This is a genomic window from Jeotgalibacillus sp. ET6 (assembly GCF_029667115.1).
Taxonomy (GTDB): domain Bacteria; phylum Bacillota; class Bacilli; order Bacillales; family Jeotgalibacillaceae; genus Jeotgalibacillus.
Genome location: NZ_JARUIU010000018.1, coordinates 1 through 16,959 on the forward strand (window position 1 = coordinate 1; position 16,959 = coordinate 16,959).

Annotated in this window: 17 protein-coding genes, 1 tRNA gene, 1 other RNA gene and 1 other annotated feature; of the genes, 14 read left to right on the forward strand and 5 right to left on the reverse strand. The window is 43.8% G+C overall.

Features of this window, described 5'->3' with window-relative positions:
• Nucleotides 1-107: 107 nt before the first annotated feature.
• Complete coding sequence (locus P6709_RS19560; protein WP_278242595.1) at nucleotides 108-797, reverse strand: YaaC family protein; 690 nt, start codon at nucleotides 795-797, stop codon at nucleotides 108-110.
• A 116-nt stretch (nucleotides 798-913) separates the two neighbouring features.
• On the opposite strand from P6709_RS19560, the gene guaB reads away from it, so the two are divergent.
• The 7 genes from guaB to P6709_RS19595 all read left to right on the forward strand — a co-directional run bounded on the left by guaB (nucleotide 914) and on the right by P6709_RS19595 (nucleotide 8,153).
• Entirely contained in the window at nucleotides 914-2,377 is a 1,464-nt protein-coding gene (gene guaB / locus P6709_RS19565) for an IMP dehydrogenase (protein WP_278242611.1), read from the forward strand.
• 183 nt (nucleotides 2,378-2,560) lie between these two features.
• On the forward strand, nucleotides 2,561-3,919 hold the full coding sequence (locus P6709_RS19570) for a D-alanyl-D-alanine carboxypeptidase family protein (RefSeq protein ID WP_278242596.1): 1,359 nt from the start codon (nucleotides 2,561-2,563) through the stop codon (nucleotides 3,917-3,919).
• Nucleotides 3,920-4,093: 174 nt separating this feature from the next.
• A complete protein-coding gene (pdxS, locus tag P6709_RS19575; RefSeq protein WP_278242597.1) occupies nucleotides 4,094-4,975 on the forward strand; it encodes a pyridoxal 5'-phosphate synthase lyase subunit PdxS in 882 nt (293 codons plus the stop codon).
• An 18-nt stretch (nucleotides 4,976-4,993) separates the two neighbouring features.
• Nucleotides 4,994-5,578 carry a pyridoxal 5'-phosphate synthase glutaminase subunit PdxT gene (gene pdxT / locus P6709_RS19580; protein ID WP_278242598.1) on the forward strand — a complete coding sequence of 195 codons (585 nt, stop codon included), beginning with the start codon at nucleotides 4,994-4,996 and terminating at the stop codon, nucleotides 5,576-5,578.
• Nucleotides 5,579-5,630: 52 nt separating this feature from the next.
• Nucleotides 5,631-5,845 (forward strand) — a binding site (T-box leader).
• A gap of 209 nt (nucleotides 5,846-6,054) precedes the next feature.
• Entirely contained in the window at nucleotides 6,055-7,332 is a 1,278-nt protein-coding gene (gene serS, locus P6709_RS19585; protein WP_278242599.1) for a serine--tRNA ligase, read from the forward strand.
• A gap of 126 nt (nucleotides 7,333-7,458) precedes the next feature.
• The gene (locus tag P6709_RS19590) at nucleotides 7,459-7,893 is read left to right on the forward strand and encodes a DUF4395 domain-containing protein (protein ID WP_278242600.1); all 435 of its coding nucleotides are present in this window, start codon (nucleotides 7,459-7,461) and stop codon (nucleotides 7,891-7,893) included.
• Between the two features lie 167 nt (nucleotides 7,894-8,060).
• Nucleotides 8,061-8,153: transfer RNA gene (locus P6709_RS19595), tRNA-Ser, on the forward strand.
• Nucleotides 8,154-8,334: 181 nt separating this feature from the next.
• Here P6709_RS19595 and P6709_RS19600 read toward each other — a convergent pair.
• The 4 genes from P6709_RS19600 to P6709_RS19615 all read right to left on the reverse strand — a co-directional run bounded on the left by P6709_RS19600 (nucleotide 8,335) and on the right by P6709_RS19615 (nucleotide 12,304).
• Entirely contained in the window at nucleotides 8,335-9,201 is an 867-nt protein-coding gene (locus P6709_RS19600; RefSeq protein WP_278242601.1) for a DUF4097 family beta strand repeat-containing protein, read from the reverse strand.
• A gap of 190 nt (nucleotides 9,202-9,391) precedes the next feature.
• Nucleotides 9,392-10,060 carry a deoxynucleoside kinase gene (locus P6709_RS19605; protein ID WP_278242602.1) on the reverse strand — a complete coding sequence of 223 codons (669 nt, stop codon included), beginning with the start codon at nucleotides 10,058-10,060 and terminating at the stop codon, nucleotides 9,392-9,394.
• Nucleotides 10,047-10,697 (reverse strand): deoxynucleoside kinase, encoded by a 651-nt coding sequence (locus P6709_RS19610; RefSeq protein WP_278242603.1) that lies wholly within the window; start codon nucleotides 10,695-10,697, stop codon nucleotides 10,047-10,049. Before P6709_RS19610 ends, P6709_RS19605 begins: the two co-directional genes overlap by 14 nt.
• Before the next feature lie 326 nt (nucleotides 10,698-11,023).
• Complete coding sequence (locus P6709_RS19615) at nucleotides 11,024-12,304, reverse strand: glycoside hydrolase family 18 protein (RefSeq protein ID WP_278242604.1); 1,281 nt, start codon at nucleotides 12,302-12,304, stop codon at nucleotides 11,024-11,026.
• Between the two features lie 115 nt (nucleotides 12,305-12,419).
• Between P6709_RS19615 and tadA the strand changes: the two genes are divergently transcribed.
• The 7 genes from tadA to P6709_RS19650 all read left to right on the forward strand — a co-directional run bounded on the left by tadA (nucleotide 12,420) and on the right by P6709_RS19650 (nucleotide 16,690).
• Nucleotides 12,420-12,926 (forward strand): tRNA adenosine(34) deaminase TadA, encoded by a 507-nt coding sequence (tadA, locus tag P6709_RS19620; RefSeq protein WP_278242605.1) that lies wholly within the window; start codon nucleotides 12,420-12,422, stop codon nucleotides 12,924-12,926.
• Between the two features lie 94 nt (nucleotides 12,927-13,020).
• Nucleotides 13,021-13,286, forward strand: an RNA gene (gene ffs, locus P6709_RS19625) — signal recognition particle sRNA large type.
• A 199-nt stretch (nucleotides 13,287-13,485) separates the two neighbouring features.
• Complete coding sequence (dnaX, locus tag P6709_RS19630; protein ID WP_278242606.1) at nucleotides 13,486-15,192, forward strand: DNA polymerase III subunit gamma/tau; 1,707 nt, start codon at nucleotides 13,486-13,488, stop codon at nucleotides 15,190-15,192.
• A gap of 18 nt (nucleotides 15,193-15,210) precedes the next feature.
• A complete protein-coding gene (locus P6709_RS19635) occupies nucleotides 15,211-15,531 on the forward strand; it encodes a YbaB/EbfC family nucleoid-associated protein (RefSeq protein WP_278242607.1) in 321 nt (106 codons plus the stop codon).
• A 13-nt stretch (nucleotides 15,532-15,544) separates the two neighbouring features.
• Nucleotides 15,545-16,141, forward strand: coding sequence for a recombination mediator RecR (recR, locus tag P6709_RS19640; protein ID WP_278242608.1), 597 nt, complete (start codon nucleotides 15,545-15,547; stop codon nucleotides 16,139-16,141).
• A 12-nt stretch (nucleotides 16,142-16,153) separates the two neighbouring features.
• Nucleotides 16,154-16,369, forward strand: coding sequence for a YaaL family protein (locus tag P6709_RS19645; RefSeq protein ID WP_278242609.1), 216 nt, complete (start codon nucleotides 16,154-16,156; stop codon nucleotides 16,367-16,369).
• A gap of 60 nt (nucleotides 16,370-16,429) precedes the next feature.
• Nucleotides 16,430-16,690 carry a pro-sigmaK processing inhibitor BofA family protein gene (locus tag P6709_RS19650; RefSeq protein WP_278242610.1) on the forward strand — a complete coding sequence of 87 codons (261 nt, stop codon included), beginning with the start codon at nucleotides 16,430-16,432 and terminating at the stop codon, nucleotides 16,688-16,690.
• Nucleotides 16,691-16,959: the final 269 nt, after the last annotated feature.

Consider the following 16,959-nt stretch of genomic DNA (forward strand, 5'->3'; position numbering starts at 1 on the left):
GGGTCTCCCCCTGTGAGAGTAGGACGTCGCTAGGCACTAAAAAAAAGAGTCATTCCCTTTGGGGAATGGCTTTTTTTGTTGAGTACATAATCAAGGTCCGATATTTCTTATTGTAATTTACTGCTGCTTTCATTTAAAAATTCCAATATAGCCTGTGGAGCATAATGAGAAGACAGATGAAGAAAGCTTCTGATGATTGAATAGTCTTCTGTTTCTTTGAACATTGTGCAATTGCCCCACCATTCCGTTTCATATCGTGCAATCATACTTAGATTATATAAAAGAAGAAAATGACATTGAATGGGATTGAGTGGCTGCTGCTGTGCGTCATTTTCAAGAAGAAGCAGTAAATCCTGCATGGAAAATGTAAGATTTTCTAAATGTTCCACGTGAAACAGCAGGGAAGATAAAGTTGGAAACAGACCATTTTTCTGTATTTTGACCGTATCCTCAAGAAATGAGTAATTGCTTTTTTTCTTTTTTCTCGAAGATACTCCGTGTGCCAGCTGAGAAGTGTTGGATGGGTAATAAGGATCCTTTGTAATCAGACAAGCCTTCACTAAATGGGATAGACCATAGAATTGGAGCAAAGGCTGAATAATAGTAGGAGATTCATTTGATTGAATATAAAAAGCTTCTGCATGCTCGATGTGATAGCAGAAGGATGTATGGCGCTGCTGGGCGTGCTTGTCAGCATGAGGATAATTTAATCGTGTATATTCTTTAGATAAAAAGAGCCTGATTTCGGATCTGGAGTAATAGGGCAAGTAGCGATTCCAGTTAAAGATTGTTGACATAGAGGCGATCCTCCCGATTATTCATAATAATCTAACATTTGTTAACCGTCTTGACAGGGGTAGAGGTGACTGATAACCTTACAATAATATTTTTCTGACCAGGAGGAATCATAATGATGTGGGAAACTAAGTTTGCTAAAGAAGGCTTGACGTTTGATGATGTATTGTTGATCCCGGCGAAGTCAGAGGTTTTGCCCAGAGATGTTGAGCTTTCAGTAGAACTGACAGAGAAAATCAAGTTAAATGTTCCACTCATTAGTGCTGGCATGGATACAGTGACAGAAGCGAAAATGGCAATTGCCATGGCTCGTACAGGCGGGCTGGGCGTCATCCATAAAAATATGAGCATTGAGGCTCAGGCTGAGCAGGTGGAGCAGGTAAAACGTTCTGAGAGCGGTGTGATCACAGATCCATTTTTCTTAACTCCTGATCACCAGGTGTATGATGCAGAGCACTTAATGGGCAAGTACCGTATCTCCGGTGTGCCGATTGTAAACGATATGGACGAGCAAAAGCTTGTTGGCATTATTACAAACCGCGACATGCGCTTTATCCAGGATTACTCCATGAAAATTGATGAAGTCATGACAAAAGAAAAATTGGTTACAGCTGCTGTAGGTACGACTCTTAATGAAGCAGAACAAATTTTACAAAAGTATAAAATAGAAAAGCTTCCTTTAGTTGATGAAACTGGCATATTAAAAGGGCTGATTACCATCAAGGATATTGAAAAGGTAATTGAATTCCCGAATTCAGCTAAAGATGAAAAGGGCAGACTGCTTGTAGCTGCTTCTGTCGGCGTAACAGCCGATGCTGTAAAGAGAGTAGAACAGCTGGTCAAAGCAGGAGTGGATGCTCTAGTCATTGATACGGCGCACGGACATTCAAAAGGTGTCCTTGAAACGATTAAGCTGATTCGTGACTCCTTTCAGAATGTCGCAATCATTGCTGGAAATGTAGCCACTGCTGAAGGAACAAAGGCACTTATTGAAGCCGGTGCAGATGTAGTTAAAGTGGGAATAGGCCCAGGTTCCATTTGTACGACGCGTGTAGTTGCAGGTGTTGGTGTCCCTCAAATTACGGCAGTGTATGATTGTGCTACAGAAGCCCGCAAGCATGGTAAGTCTATTATTGCCGATGGCGGCATCAAATATTCTGGAGACATCGTTAAAGCTCTTGCAGCAGGCGGTCATGCTGTTATGCTTGGAAGCTTACTGGCGGGTACGACAGAAAGCCCGGGAGAAACAGAAATCTTCCAGGGAAGACGTTTTAAAGTTTACCGTGGAATGGGTTCGATGGGTGCGATGGAAAAAGGATCAAAAGATCGTTATTTCCAGGAAGACGCAAAAAAGTTGGTGCCTGAAGGAATTGAAGGACGAACACCATACAAAGGACCACTCGCTGATACCGTGTATCAGCTGGTAGGAGGAATAAGAAGCGGCATGGGATACTGTGGATCTCAAAATATGTATGATCTTCGTGAACACGCTCAATTTATCCGTATGACGGGCGCAGGTTTGCGTGAAAGTCATCCACATGATGTGCAAATTACGAAAGAAGCACCAAACTATTCACTATAATTATCATAAGAAGAGAACTTCCGATCCTGGAAGTTCTTTTTTTATTTAACTATGAGAAAAGATCTAACCTTACTGAAGTCCTGCTTTTTGTTCACCTAACAGTCCTATTCTCTCTCTATTTTTCGGGAAACAGGTATGATAAAATGACAGAAGTGTACATATTTAGTTGGAGGTATTAGTAAAGTGAAAAGAAAATGGGTTAGAAGTACAGCCGCTTCCTTGCTTGCGTTGGTACTTTTTGTTGGCAGCGGTGCTTTTGCAAACACGTCTTTAGCAGCAGAAGAAGTAACAGATTGGAATCTAGATGCGGCAATTTTGATTGAAGCATCTACCGGAAAAGTATTATACGAAGACAATGCCGATGCTCTTTTAGGTGTAGCGAGCATGACGAAGATGATGACCGAGTACTTATTGCATGAAGCCATTGCAGAAGGAACTGTGTCGTGGGATGACCAATACACAGTAACGGATAAAACATACGAAATTTCACAGGATACTTCATTAAGCAACGTTCCATTGCGAAATGGAGAACAATATACGATTCAGGAATTATATGAAGCGATGGTTATTTATTCTGCGAATGCAGCTACGATTGCAATTGCCGAAACCATTGCAGGATCGGAAGCAGAATTTGTTACTATGATGAATGAAAAAGCAGGAGAACTTGGTTTAGATGAATACCGTTTTGTGAATTCTTCCGGCTTAAATAATGCGGATATGAAGGGGTATCACCCTGAAAACACGGGTGCAGATGAAGAGAATGCCATGTCTGCACGTTCTACAGCCAAGCTTGCAAATCGTCTCCTGAAGGATTTCCCAGAAGTACTGGATACCGCAGGCATTGCAAAGAAAACATTCCGTGAAGGTACAGAAGATGCAACGGAAATGCAGAACTGGAATTTCATGCTTGAATCGCTCGTTTTTGAATACGAAGGAGCAGATGGAATTAAAACCGGAACGACAGATTTTGCAGGCTACACATTTACAGGAACAGCAAAAAGAGAGGATATGCGCTTAATTTCTGTTGTCATGAATGCGACAGATGATAACGGTGTTGGTTCGTATGAAGCCCGTTTTAGCGCTACAGCTGACCTTTTTGATTATGGATTCGACCAGTTTTCATTGCAGGAAATGGTTCCCGGCGATTATACAATTGAAGGACAGGAATCACTTGAGGTAACTAAAGGGAAAGAAGATACAGTAAGCATCCAGTCACAAGATCCTATTCAGATGGTTGTAAAAGAGGGTGAAGAAACCGCTTCGGAACCTGTTTTGTCTTTAGATGAAGAGCTCTTAAATGAGGAAGGCAAGCTCACGGCTCCTGTAGAAGAAGGAGAGGTTGTCGGAAAGCTTGGATTGAATTTAGGAGAAGATGATTTAGGATTTTTAGATAATAGCATGTCCTCTTCGATGCAGGTGGATGTTGTCACTACAGAAAGTGTGCAAAAGGCCAATTGGTTTGTTTTAAGCATGCGCGCAGTTGGAGGTTTTTTCGGTAACCTGTGGGAGACCGTTACGTCAACTGTAAAAGGTTGGTTCTAATTCAAAAAAGATTCTGAAAAGAAAGTATCTCTTGTCTTGACAGGAGGTGCTTTTTTAGTAATTATAAAGAATGGGATAATATAATTCCGAGGAAATAGGTGCAATTTTTTGCCACTTCCACTAGATCACTAGTAAAGATAAAGGTTTTACGTAATCCAAAGGAGGCTTTTTGTTATGAATACAGGTACGGATCGTGTTAAGCGAGGAATGGCAGAAATGCAAAAAGGCGGCGTCATCATGGACGTTGTAAATGCAGAGCAGGCAAAACTAGCAGAGGAAGCAGGCGCGGTAGCTGTTATGGCACTTGAGCGTGTTCCATCTGATATTCGTGCAGCAGGCGGAGTAGCGCGTATGGCTGACCCGCGTATAGTAGAAGAGGTAATGAACGCGGTTAGTATCCCGGTTATGGCAAAAGCACGTATTGGACATATTACAGAAGCACGCGTATTGGAATCAATGGGCGTTGATTATATTGATGAAAGTGAAGTATTAACTCCGGCAGATGAAGAATATCATTTGTTAAAATCCGATTTTACTGTTCCATTTGTATGCGGATGCCGTGATCTTGGAGAAGCAACTCGCCGTATTGGAGAAGGGGCCGCAATGCTTCGTACAAAAGGGGAGCCTGGAACGGGCAATATCGTGGAAGCCGTTCGTCATTTGCGTAAAGTAAATGCACAGGTGCGCAGAGTCGTTCACATGACGAAAGATGAAATTATGACAGAAGCAAAGCTGCTTGGCGCACCTTTTGAGCTTCTTCTTGAAATTAAAGAACTTGGCCGTTTGCCGGTCGTAAATTTTGCAGCTGGCGGTGTAGCAACTCCTTCAGATGCCGCATTAATGATGGAGCTTGGAGCTGACGGCGTATTTGTCGGATCAGGAATCTTTAAATCGGATAACCCTGAAAAATTCGCTCGTGCTATCGTACAGGCGACCACTCATTATCAGGATTATGAATTAATTGCTAAAATCTCAAAAGAACTTGGTTCAGCGATGAAAGGGATGGAAATCTCTTCACTATCATTAGAAGACCGTATGCAGGAGCGCGGTTGGTAAGAAAGGGTTGAGCTTATTATGACAACCATCGGAGTACTTGGTTTGCAAGGGGCCGTACGCGAGCATGTCAGATCCATTGAAGCATGCGGCGCAAATGCCCTCGTGATAAAAAAAGCAGAACAGCTTGATCAGGTAGACGGACTCATCATGCCTGGCGGTGAAAGTACGACTATGCGCAGATTAATTGATTTATACGGGTTTATGGAGCCGATGAAGGCATTTGCTGAAGCGGGAAAACCCATGTTCGGCACATGCGCAGGTCTAATCCTGCTGGCAAAAGACCTCGTAGGATATGATGAACCGCATTTAGGGGTCATGGATGTACTCGTAGAGCGCAATTCATTCGGTCGTCAAAAAGAAAGCTTTGAATCGAATTTAAATGTGACCGGATTAGAAGAGCCGTATAACGCAGTGTTTATCCGCGCACCACATATTGTATCAGCAGGCCCGTCAACACAAGTGCTTGCGATGCATAATGACCGGATCGTCTTAGCAAGAGACGGACAGTTTTTAGGCTGTTCATTTCATCCCGAGCTGACAGAGGATCACCGATTGACAAAATATTTTGTTGAAATGGTCGAATCTGCACCGGTTTCTGTATAAAAGTATTGATATTCGGAGACGAATATAGTATCTTTATCGATAATTACACAACGTCAAAACAATGACGGAAAGTAGTAACAACTGATCCCTTTTCTAAGAGAGCCGGTGGATGGTGTGAATCGGCAAAAGGATGTTGTGAATCCATTCTGGAGTGAAGAGCTGAACGTACCAGTAAGCTTTTCCGGTCGACGCCGTTAGGTCATGAGCGGAAGATGCTTTTTATCTTCAATCAGGGTGGTAACGCGGGCATTAACTCTCGTCCCTTTTTACAAAGGGATGGGGGTTTTTTTGTTTTTTATACTTAAAAGCGGAAACGGGCGTTAAGCTCCGACAGACGTAAGACGATCTGCCAAGCAGGCGCTTTTTGCCTGCATGGTGGAGCGGCTTACGATCCGAGGAGCTGCCCGTTGGAGCTGGATATCAGTAAATTCTCTGCATTCCTGCACGAGAGACAATTATAAAAGGAGGAAACAAACATGCTGGATTTAAAAAGGCTGCGCAATGAATTTGATGAAATTAAAGAAAAAATGGCTCACCGTGGAGAGGATTTAGGCGATTTTGATCAGTTTCAGGATTTAGACCGTGAACGTCGGGACCTGATTGTAAAAAGTGAAGAAAAGAAAAGCCGGCGAAATGAAGTCTCTCAACAGATTGCTCAAATGAAGCGCGAGAAAAAGAATGCAGATGCCGTTATCGCAGAAACTCGCAGTCTTGGAGACGAAATTAAAGAAATTGATGACCGTCTGCGGGTCGTGGAAGAAAAGCTGGAGGCCCTTCTGCTTTCCATTCCGAATGTACCGCATGAAAGTGTACCGGTTGGAGAAACAGAGGATGACAATGTGGAAGTGAGAAAATGGGGAGAGCTTCCTTCTTTCGAATTTGAAGCTCAGCCTCATTGGGATCTTGCAGTGAATTTAGGCATGCTTGACTTTGAACGTGCCGCAAAAGTTACCGGAAGCCGTTTTGTTTTCTATAAGGGCGCAGGTGCTCGTTTAGAGCGTGCTTTAATTAACTTTATGATGGATCTTCATCAGGACCAGCATGGGTATGAAGAAATGCTTCCTCCATATCTTGTGAACCGTACAAGTATGACGGGAACAGGCCAGCTGCCAAAATTTGAAGAAGATGCGTTTCGGATTGATGAAGAGGATTATTTCTTAATTCCAACCTCAGAGGTACCGGTAACAAATTATCATCGCGATGAAATATTACGTGCTGAAGAATTGCCGAAAGCCTATGCTGCATACAGCGCAAATTTCCGTTCTGAAGCTGGGTCTGCCGGCCGTGACACAAGAGGGCTGATCCGTCAGCACCAATTTAATAAAGTGGAGCTTGTGCGCTTTGCAAAGCCTGAGGATTCTTACGACACGCTCGAAGAATTAACCGGTCATGCTGAAAAAGTTCTTCAGCTGCTAGAACTGCCTTATCGTGTGTTAAGCATGTGTACAGCTGATCTTGGCTTTACAGCGGCAAAAAAATACGATATTGAAGTATGGATCCCAAGCTATGAGAGCTACCGCGAAATTTCTTCTTGCAGTAATTTTGAAGACTTCCAGGCGCGACGGGCTAATATTCGTTTCCGCCGAGAACCAAATGCAAAACCGGAGCATGTTCACACATTAAATGGAAGCGGCCTTGCCATTGGACGGACCGTAGCTGCTATATTGGAGAACTACCAGCAGGAGGATGGCAGCATCCTGGTGCCTGAAGTTTTACAGCCTTATATGGGCGGCAAAAAAATTATCCAAAAGTAAGGATTGCTTTATCTTGGGAGAGGCTGGGACACTTTTGTCCCAAGCCTCTTTTTAAATCAGTATTATTGACCTTTTCAGCTACCTGACATAGGATAGAAGTATTCAGAGTGGAAAGGTGGGATTTTGATGACGGCAACTGTTACAACAGGATCTGTACCGCGACCGCTAGTCCGGGTGAATCAATGGACCATTATACTATCCGTCATTTTAACGTGGATAACAGGTTTTTACTGGCTGCTGCTTCTTCCACTGGCTGCCGGATTAGGCGGGATCTTCTTTGATTTTAATCCGGTTATGCGTATAGCAAAAAACTTCTTAAGAAAACCATTAAATACGTACATTCCTGAAGATAAAAGCGATCAGAAATTTAATCAGACTATAGCATCCTTTTGTTTGGCAGGAGGCTTCTTCTCTTTTATGGTCGGATGGAATGCCGCAGGATACGTTTTTACAATCATGGTCGTTTCAGCGGCTTTTGTAGCAGTCCTTGGCTTTTGTATAGGATGTTTCATTCGTTTTCAGTGGAAACAATGGCAGTATCGACGCAGCCGCCAAGCGTAGTTTCATTCGTGATTTTTCTATTTTGTCTTTCTGTACATAGAGAGGTTGATTAAGGGATATCCTACTTGAGAAAGATCGACCTCTTTCTAAACAGAGAGATTTTAAAAAAATGTATAAAAAAGATTGACGCTTTTTAGAATGCGTGGTATTATAATTCTTGTCGACACGGAGGAATACCCAAGTTTGGCTGAAGGGATCGGTCTTGAAAACCGACAGGGGAGTCAAATCCCGCGGGGGTTCGAATCCCTCTTCCTCCTCCATAATTTTAACTTTAAAACTTACGCGCATAAATATTGGAGAATTGAAAACCACCGCAGATTTGCGGTGGTTTTTCTCTATGTTCTCAGCGGAAACCAGAAGCCTAAACATAATTTAAATGGAATGCCCCAGTAATAAAACCCTGGGGCATTCTATATTACTCTTGAGTAAAAATCGATAGCATTAATAAAGAGTGAAATCTCCGCTGCTGACCTTGACTTTAATCAGATGAGTTCCTTTGCCGTGAGTTCCTTCTGACACACGGTCTGTCATCTTTGCGTTATCGAGAGGGAATTCATTGAAGAGATCCCCGCTGCTTACTTTTCCTTTCAAAGTGAAATCCGCGTTATCCGGCAGGTCCAGATTCACATCCCCTGAACTGACCGACACATCTATTTCACCAGAAAGTTCTGTAAAGCCTGCATTCAGTTCCCCGGAAGAAACGTCTGCTTTAAACGGACCCTCATAGTGTGAAACCGTGAGATCCCCGGAGCTTAAATTAAAGTTTCCATTTTCCGTGGATAATTTTTCGATTACGGCTTCTCCGGACGATCCATTATAAGAAAACTCTTTGGCATCAAGAGCCCCGATCATCACATCTCCAGACCCCATTTTCACAGAAACGGATGAGAGAATCAGGGGATTGGATGAAGTGTATGCTGTGGTGTCAATTTCTCCGGATCCAATGTCCAATTGAAGCTCTTTTGCATATTTTTGGGGCAGATAGACTGTTGCGGTTGTTTGGTCAGAATTGAATTGAAAAAATCTAAATCCTTTTTGCTTGATGGTTATTTCAATGGATTTTCTTCCTTCTTTTACCTTTATGTCGTGCTTCTTTGTTCCTTCCACCCGAATGCTGTCTGAATCAACCGGTACAATCTTTGTGTTTACACTTGAAACGTTGAGTTTTACCGATTCAGTGCCCTCGTCTACTTTTGCCTCCTGCTTTGCTGCTCCTGATGCACTCCATGGCCAAAACTCATTAAAATTCACATATAAAAAAATTAGTGCCCCTGCAATTAATAAAATGGCTAAACTGTTTTTTACCATACCAGCCCTCCGTTGTTTTCTTGATTACCATAATCATATATGGAAAAGTTTGTTTTTACTACAAACGGCGGAATGATCTTTTTGTAGGACTTGAGGCGTATTGCACCTGCAGGTAAAAAATAAAAAAAGCCTGAGACAAAGGGTCTCAAGCTCTTCGAACGGTTCGCGCTTCCGCTCCGCTCACCTCTTACTATTTTTTTAACAAAGCAGTCTGCTGGATAAAGGATCCGACTTTTTCGAGAATCGGATCAATGGATGATGGATCCTGAACAAGATCGTAATCATTAATATCCAGGCGAAGGACCGGGCATGCATTAAAGGAATTGATCCAGTTTTCATACCGTTGGTGCATTTCCTCCCAATAGGCAAGAGGCGTTTCCTGTTCCATCGGCCGGCCGCGTTTTTGGATGCGGTCAAGGATGCTGTCCAAAGATCCTTCCAGATAAATTAATAGATTTGGATGAGGGAAGTACGGTGTCATGACCATCGCTTCAAACAAGCTTGTATATGTTTCGTAATCTACGGGTGACATGGTGCCTTTTTCATAATGCATTTTGGCGAATATGCCCGTATCTTCGTAGATTGAGCGGTCCTGTATAAAGCCTCCGCCATATTCAAACATGCGTTTTTGTTCTTTAAATCGTTCAGCGAGGAAGTAGACCTGTAAATGGAAGCTCCATTTCTCAAAGTCCTTGTAGAACTTATCTAGGTAAGGATTCGCTTCGACTTTTTCAAAGGATGTGCGAAATTGGAGTTGTTCGGCAAGCGTTCGTGTCATCGTGGATTTTCCTACACCTACTGTACCGGCAATCGTTATCACTGCATCTTTTGGAATTCCGTATTTTTCACGTGCGTTCATGGGTTGTACTCCTTTTAGGTAAAGATTCTTCCACTTGTTTTAAAATGGCGTTTAGATCCTGCTGATTCCGGACGAAATCTGTGTCATCTCCGTTTATTCGGATCACAGGAATTTCAGGATGCGTTTGTTCAAAGTGGAAAATAAACTCATCATAATCCGCTGCGAGCTGTTCTAAATAGAGGGGACTCATATTTTTCTCAAACGTACGGCCGCGCATCTCAATTCGTTTAAGAAGGGTTTCTAAGCTGGCGTGCAAGTAAATGACGACATTTGGCTTAGGCATATCCGCTGTCAGTATTCTGTAGATTTCCAAATACTTTTTGTACTCTTCCGGCTGCAGCGTGCGCTTGGCAAAGATGAGGTTTTTAAAAATATGATAATCTGCAGCTACAGGTTTCCTGTTTTCGATGAAGAGCCGCTGCATATCACTCAGCTGCTTGTACCGATTGCAGAGAAAGAACATTTCGGTTTGAAAGCTCCACTCATCAATATTGTCATAAAACTTATTTAGAAATGGATTTTCGTCCACTATTTCTTTTAGCAGATGAAACTGAAAATGTGAAGAAAGTGCTTTGGCAAGAGAGGTCTTTCCGACGCCAATAGGTCCTTCAACGGTTATGAACGGAACGTTGGTCATTCTCGTTCCCTCCTTAGGATGATTTCGGTCATAATGACAACCGTTATTGTACCATATGGCTAGTGTAAGGAATAGCTGTTAAAAAAGGAAAAAGAGCCTGGGACAAAAATGTCTCAAGCTCTACGACCGGTTCACTTCGCTTCAGGCGGACGCTTTCCGCAGGGACGGCGCTGAGCCCTCCTCAGGCTGTGCCTTGCGGAGGTCTCAGCTTGCCGTCACGTCCTGCAGGAGTCGCCACCTTCCGCTCCGCTCACCTACTATTATTCATAAATATATCCTCTTTCTAAAACTTTTTTCAGTTTTGTCCTAATATCAATAAAAGACCATTACTGTTTAACAATATCAAATTGGTCATTGAGAAGAAGCCAATTCTGAGGGAATGGAAGACCGAGTTTCCAATAGCTCATTCCCCTGAGATTCAGTTCCTTTAACAAATCAAATTTTGCCTGAATGGACCTTGCATCCTCAAACCAGATAATATGATCCGTTCCGTTTGTTGTGTATTCAATAAAGGGTGCTTGTGCTTTTTGATCATATTGAATCGGCACTCCCTGGGCTGCGGCGATCTGAATAGCCTGCTGGGGACTGATCGCCCGGGCTTGGGTGCCTTCTTCAAAGGGAAGTGTCCAGTCATATCCATAGAGATTTTGTCCCATCATGACTTTTTGTGGGGGCATTTCAGTTAAAGCATATTCGAGCACCCGGCGGACAGGACCGATTGGCGATACTGCCTGAGCAGGGCCCCCGCTGTATCCCCATTCATACGTCATAATGACAACAAAATCCACCACTTCTCCGATCGCCTTATAATCATGCGCTTCATACCATTTCCCTTTTTGATCGGCGCTGGTTTTTGGGGCAAGTGCAGCGGACAGCAGCCAGCCCTCTTGAGCGAACCGTTCCTTTGCTTTCTTTAAAAACGTAACATACGCTTCGCGGTCAGCAGGGCGCAGATATTCAAAATCAAAATGAATATCCCGGAATCCGTACTCTTTCGCTTTTTGAACAATATTGTCGAGCAGGGTATCCTGTATCGCTGTATCGGTTAAAATAATTCTTCCCAGTTCATCACTGAACGCGCCATCCTCGAGATTGGTAATCACCATCATTAAAATATTCCGGTTAGCCTCAGCGATTGCAGGAAATGGAGCAAGCGGGGGATCTTCAAGTGATCCGTCACGCTTTACCTCAAAACTAAAAGGGGCCAGATAGGTTAAGTACGGAGCTGCTTCGCGGGTGCGGGCCTGCAGCTCCTGGGTTACTTCGCTGCCAAACGGCTCAACATACGCATTAAACTCTGCTGTCACTTTTGGTGCAGGAGGAATATAAAGCCTCCATCCGACAGCAAGCGGCTGCTCCGGGGAAATGCCATTTATGCTGGCCAGTTCCTGATAGGAAATACCAAACTGCTGGGCAATGGAAAAAAGACTGTCGCCCGGCTGCACAAAATAATATCTGCCAACGATCGGGATAACAAGCGCCTGTCCCTGTACAAGGCGGTCCGGGTTAGGGAGCTGATTGGCGTCAGCGATTGACTGAGGGGCTGTGGAGTATATGCTTCCAATGGTGAAAAGGGTTTCTCCTTGCTGTACCACATGTATTTGCATAAAACGCTCCTTTTAAAGCAGATTTCGTAACAGACGGATCCCCGCTTACGCATTTCCCTCACTTACTGTATGATAAGAGCAAAGAAAAAATGAGAAAAGGGTGGCGACAGATTTCATGTCTGAGCAGGACGAATATTGGATGAAGAAGGCAATCCAACAAGCACAAAAAGCACGCGAATTAAGAGAAGTCCCTATAGGAGCAGTGATTGTACAAAATGGCGAAGTGATTGCCTCAGCCTATAATCTTCGGGAAACGACACAAAATGCCGTCACTCATGCGGAGCTGTTAGCCATCGAACAGGCGTGTGAAAAAACGGGCAGCTGGCGGCTTGAAAATGCTTCGCTGTATGTCACGCTTGAGCCGTGTCCGATGTGCAGCGGGGCTATCCTGCTCTCAAGAATCGACCGCGTTGTATACGGAGCACCCGACCCCAAGGCTGGCTGTGCGGGAAGTTTAATGAATCTGCTCGAAGATGAACGGTTCAATCATCGCAGTGAAGTGGTGTCAGGCGTTTTGAGAGAAGAATGCGGACAGTTGCTTTCCTCATTTTTTAAGGAGCTTCGTGAAGAAAAAAAAGCATTGAAACAAGCGGCAAAGCGCAGAGAGATGGGTCAGGAATAAAGCTTTAGGGTTGAGGATTGATTTTTGATTCAGAACATAGTATACTCATTCTTGCGTCGTCAAAAAACGCAAATGATTACTGGTCTCATATTTGCCGTGCTAGGTGGGGAATTAGCGGTGCCCTGTATTCGCAATCCGCTCTAGCGAAACTGAATCCCTTCTCGAGGCTGTACATGCTGTAGGGTCTGCCTTCTGTAAGTGGTGTTGACGTTTGGGTCCTGCGCAATGGGAATTCATGAACCATGTCAGGTCCGGAAGGAAGCAGCATTAAGTGAAACCTCTCATGTGCCGCAGGATCGCCTGAACCGAGCTAACTGCAGGAGTAACGCTTATGGCTGTCAGTCGACAGAAGGTGCACGGCAGTTTAATTTATTTATAACACCCGCTCACATTGTGCTGAGTGGGTTTTTTCTTGCCTTTTTTTAAGGATGACGTTTTGCGGCGCGGCCGATTGCGTTATACTTAAGAAAAGCGCTCTCTGCAAAAAAAGTGCAGGACCGTTTTATACCATACTTATTTAACAAAAGCCGCTTCCGCAGTAAAGAGAGGGAGGGAAAGCATGGCATACCAAGCGTTATATCGTGTGTGGCGTCCGCAGGAATTTGCTGATGTCGTAGGTCAGCAGCATGTGACCAAGACATTGCAAAATGCCCTGCTGCAGGAAAAAATCTCACACGCTTACTTGTTTTCCGGCCCGCGTGGAACGGGAAAAACAAGTGCTGCCAAAATATTGGCTAAAGCAGTAAATTGTGAACATGCTCCAATTGCCGAGCCATGCAATGAATGCACCATTTGTAAGGGGATAACAGATGGGTCGATCCCCGATGTCATTGAACTTGATGCAGCATCCAACAACGGAGTCGATGAAATAAGGGACATCCGCGACAAAGTAAAATACGCGCCGAATGAAGGGCGTTTCAAGGTGTATATTGTAGATGAGGTGCATATGCTCTCAACAGGTGCCTTTAATGCCCTGCTCAAAACCCTGGAAGAGCCGCCAAAACACGTGATTTTTATTCTGGCAACAACTGAGCCTCACAAAATTCCTTTAACCATTATTTCAAGGTGTCAGCGTTTTGATTTTAAACGCATCACTTCACATGATATCGTGGGCCGTATGCTGCATATTGCAGACCAATCCGGCGTGAAATATGACGAAAAAGCGCTGCACGTGATTGCAAGAGCTGCAGAAGGCGGAATGCGGGACGCACTCAGTCTTCTTGATCAGGCCATTTCCTTCAGTCAGGATAAAGTGGCACTCGAAGACGCGCTCACAGTTACCGGCTCAATCGGCCAGGACCGGTTGACCCGATTAATTGAGTCCCTTCATAAGCAGGATGTGGCCTCAGCACTTGAAACCATTGATGAGCTGCTGCAGCAGGGAAAAGATCCGATTCGTTTAACAGAAGATTTGATTCTGTACAGCCGTGATCTACTGCTTTATAAAGCGGCCCCCCATTTAGAAGAATCCATGGAGCGGGTTTTATCAGATGATGCATTTAAACAATTATCTGAAGAGCTTGAAAGCGGGCAGCTGTATGCTTATATCGATATACTGAATAAAACACAGCAGGAAATGAAGTTTACCAATCATGCCAGAACCTATCTGGAAGTTGCCGCCATTAAGCTATGTCATGCGGAAAGATCGCCAAAACAGGTTACGGCAGAGCAGGTGCCAGATATACAGGGGCTGATCCAGCGTGTTCAGCAGTTGGAGGGAGAACTTAAGAAAATGAAGCAGGAGGGGGTTCCGGCAGGGCCTTCTGCAGAACCTGCGTCCACACCTTCCAAAAAGACTGCAAGAGGCACAAAAGATTTTAAAGCGCCGGTTGGCAGGATTCTGGAAGTCCTTAAAAATGCTACTAAAAATGATATTACCCAAATTAAAAACCGCTGGGGAGACATGCTTGAGTCCATGAACCGGCAGCAGCTCCGTTCCCTTACCGCACTTTTAAATGAAGCGGAGCCGGTTGCAGCATCTCAGGAAGCTTTTGTGTTAAAATTTAAATATGAAATTCATTGCAAAATGGCAATGGAAAATAGTAAGTTAATTGAGTCGATGCCATCCATTCTGGAAGAGTTGACAGGATCCACTTATTCAATTATTGGCGTACCGGAAGAACAGTGGATGGCAATAAGGGAAGATTTTATACAGCATCAGGACCAATCAGAGCAAGCGGATGAAGATGGCAAGAAGAAAGAAGATCCACTTATTGCAGAAGCAAGAAAGCTTGTAGGTTCAGATTTGCTTGATATTCAAGACTAAAATTCGGAGGTAATGAAGATGCGTGGAATGGGAAATATGCAAGGTATGATGAAGCAAATGCAAAAAATGCAAAAACAAATGGCTCAGGCACAGGAAGAGCTTGGCGAAAAGCGTCTAACAGGGACAGCGGGCGGCGGAATGGTCAGCGTAACTGTTTCGGGTCATAAAGAAATATTAGATGTAACGATTAAAGAAGAAGTGGTGGACCCGGATGATATCGAAATGCTTCAGGATCTGGTTGTGGCTGCTACAAATGAAGCGATCAAAGCTGCAGACGAATTGACCAATTCGACCATGGGGCAATTCACCAAGGGCATGAATCTCCCTGGAATGTTTTAAGGGACAAGTTTAAATGCATTATCCGGAACCTATATCAAAGCTGATAGACAGCTTTATGAAATTGCCAGGGATCGGGCCGAAAACAGCGGCTCGTCTGGCCTTTTTTGTATTAGGTATGAAAGAAGATACCGTTCTTGATTTCGCAAAAGCCCTGGTCAACGCCAAGCGAAATCTTGGTTTTTGCTCTGTCTGTGGTCATATAACAGATCAGGATCCCTGTTACATTTGTGAGGATCAAAAAAGGGATCGGTCCATCATTTGTGTCGTGCAGGATCCAAAAGATGTTATTGCGATGGAGAAAATGCGGGAGTATACAGGTCTTTATCATGTCCTCCATGGCGCCATTTCCCCAATGGATGGAATCGGTCCTGAGGATATTAATGTGCCCGATCTGTTAAAACGCCTGCAGGATGAAACAGTGAAAGAAGTCATTTTGGCTACAAATCCAAATATTGAAGGCGAAGCGACTGCGATGTATATTTCCCGTCTGCTGCGGCCTTCAGGCATAAAAGTGACACGCATAGCCCATGGTCTTCCTGTAGGAGGCGATCTGGAATATGCAGATGAAGTCACTTTATCCAAAGCGCTGGAAGGACGACGGGACGTATAAAGGAGTTTAATGATGCTGTTTCGAAAAAAAGGCAAGCTGAAAAAAGAATTTGATGATCAACTAATTGAACTGATGGCTGCGACCAGAGATGAATGGCGACAGCAAAAAAATATGGCTGAGCTAAGTATCGAAGTCAGTGGCCAGTCCGCCTCGGCGGAGCGGCTTTGCGAGGCAAAATACTTTTATTTGTTTAAAGAAGCCCGTCAACGCAAAATCGTCATAAAATAACGCGTTCCTTCATATCTTTCTTCTATAAAGATGTTTTCTTAATAGGATCGGGGTGAAGGAATGGTCTGGCTGTGGGGTGCAGGAACCCTTCTTCTTGCGACATTGCTGGTGGCCTTTGGTGTAAAGCCGTTTTTCAGGTGGGTATGGCGGTTTAGCACGAAGTGGGTGATTGGACTGGCGCTTTTATTTATTTTGAATCGTTATGGACAAGCTTATGGCTGGTACGTTCCTATGAATCCCGTCACAACAGGGATAGCAGGAATACTCGGTATTCCGGGTACTATTGCACTCGTTTATCTGTACAAAGGAAGCAGCTATTAACGTAGCTGTTTTTTATTTTCTATAAAATAACCATATTTTCGAGAGATGTTTTCAGCAATTCAAAACAGCGTTTAAAATAATTTTAAAAAAGTTTGCTAAAAAGGTTGCATAATTTCTTCGAACCGTGGTATATTATTCCTCGTTGCAAAAAACAACGGCAAACAGCTTTCAGACATAACAAAAAATGAATGAAAAAAAGTTGTTGACATCGATACTGAAATAATGGTAAGATGATCTAGTCGCTTGAGAGAGCAACACACAAACGAAAC

Coding starts and splice junctions, on each gene's coding strand:
- recR (WP_278242608.1), top strand. CDS start 15,545: ATGCATTATCCGGAACCTATATCAAAGCTGATAGACAGCTTTATGAAA.
- pdxS (WP_278242597.1), top strand. CDS start 4,094: ATGAATACAGGTACGGATCGTGTTAAGCGAGGAATGGCAGAAATGCAA.
- serS (WP_278242599.1), top strand. CDS start 6,055: ATGCTGGATTTAAAAAGGCTGCGCAATGAATTTGATGAAATTAAAGAA.
- dnaX (WP_278242606.1), top strand. CDS start 13,486: ATGGCATACCAAGCGTTATATCGTGTGTGGCGTCCGCAGGAATTTGCT.
- P6709_RS19615 (WP_278242604.1), bottom strand. CDS start 12,304: ATGCAAATACATGTGGTACAGCAAGGAGAAACCCTTTTCACCATTGGA.
- pdxT (WP_278242598.1), top strand. CDS start 4,994: ATGACAACCATCGGAGTACTTGGTTTGCAAGGGGCCGTACGCGAGCAT.
- P6709_RS19635 (WP_278242607.1), top strand. CDS start 15,211: ATGCGTGGAATGGGAAATATGCAAGGTATGATGAAGCAAATGCAAAAA.
- P6709_RS19560 (WP_278242595.1), bottom strand. CDS start 797: ATGTCAACAATCTTTAACTGGAATCGCTACTTGCCCTATTACTCCAGA.
- P6709_RS19605 (WP_278242602.1), bottom strand. CDS start 10,060: ATGAACGCACGTGAAAAATACGGAATTCCAAAAGATGCAGTGATAACG.
- P6709_RS19610 (WP_278242603.1), bottom strand. CDS start 10,697: ATGACCAACGTTCCGTTCATAACCGTTGAAGGACCTATTGGCGTCGGA.
- P6709_RS19590 (WP_278242600.1), top strand. CDS start 7,459: ATGACGGCAACTGTTACAACAGGATCTGTACCGCGACCGCTAGTCCGG.
- P6709_RS19650 (WP_278242610.1), top strand. CDS start 16,430: ATGGTCTGGCTGTGGGGTGCAGGAACCCTTCTTCTTGCGACATTGCTG.
- guaB (WP_278242611.1), top strand. CDS start 914: ATGTGGGAAACTAAGTTTGCTAAAGAAGGCTTGACGTTTGATGATGTA.
- tadA (WP_278242605.1), top strand. CDS start 12,420: ATGTCTGAGCAGGACGAATATTGGATGAAGAAGGCAATCCAACAAGCA.
- P6709_RS19600 (WP_278242601.1), bottom strand. CDS start 9,201: ATGGTAAAAAACAGTTTAGCCATTTTATTAATTGCAGGGGCACTAATT.
- P6709_RS19645 (WP_278242609.1), top strand. CDS start 16,154: ATGCTGTTTCGAAAAAAAGGCAAGCTGAAAAAAGAATTTGATGATCAA.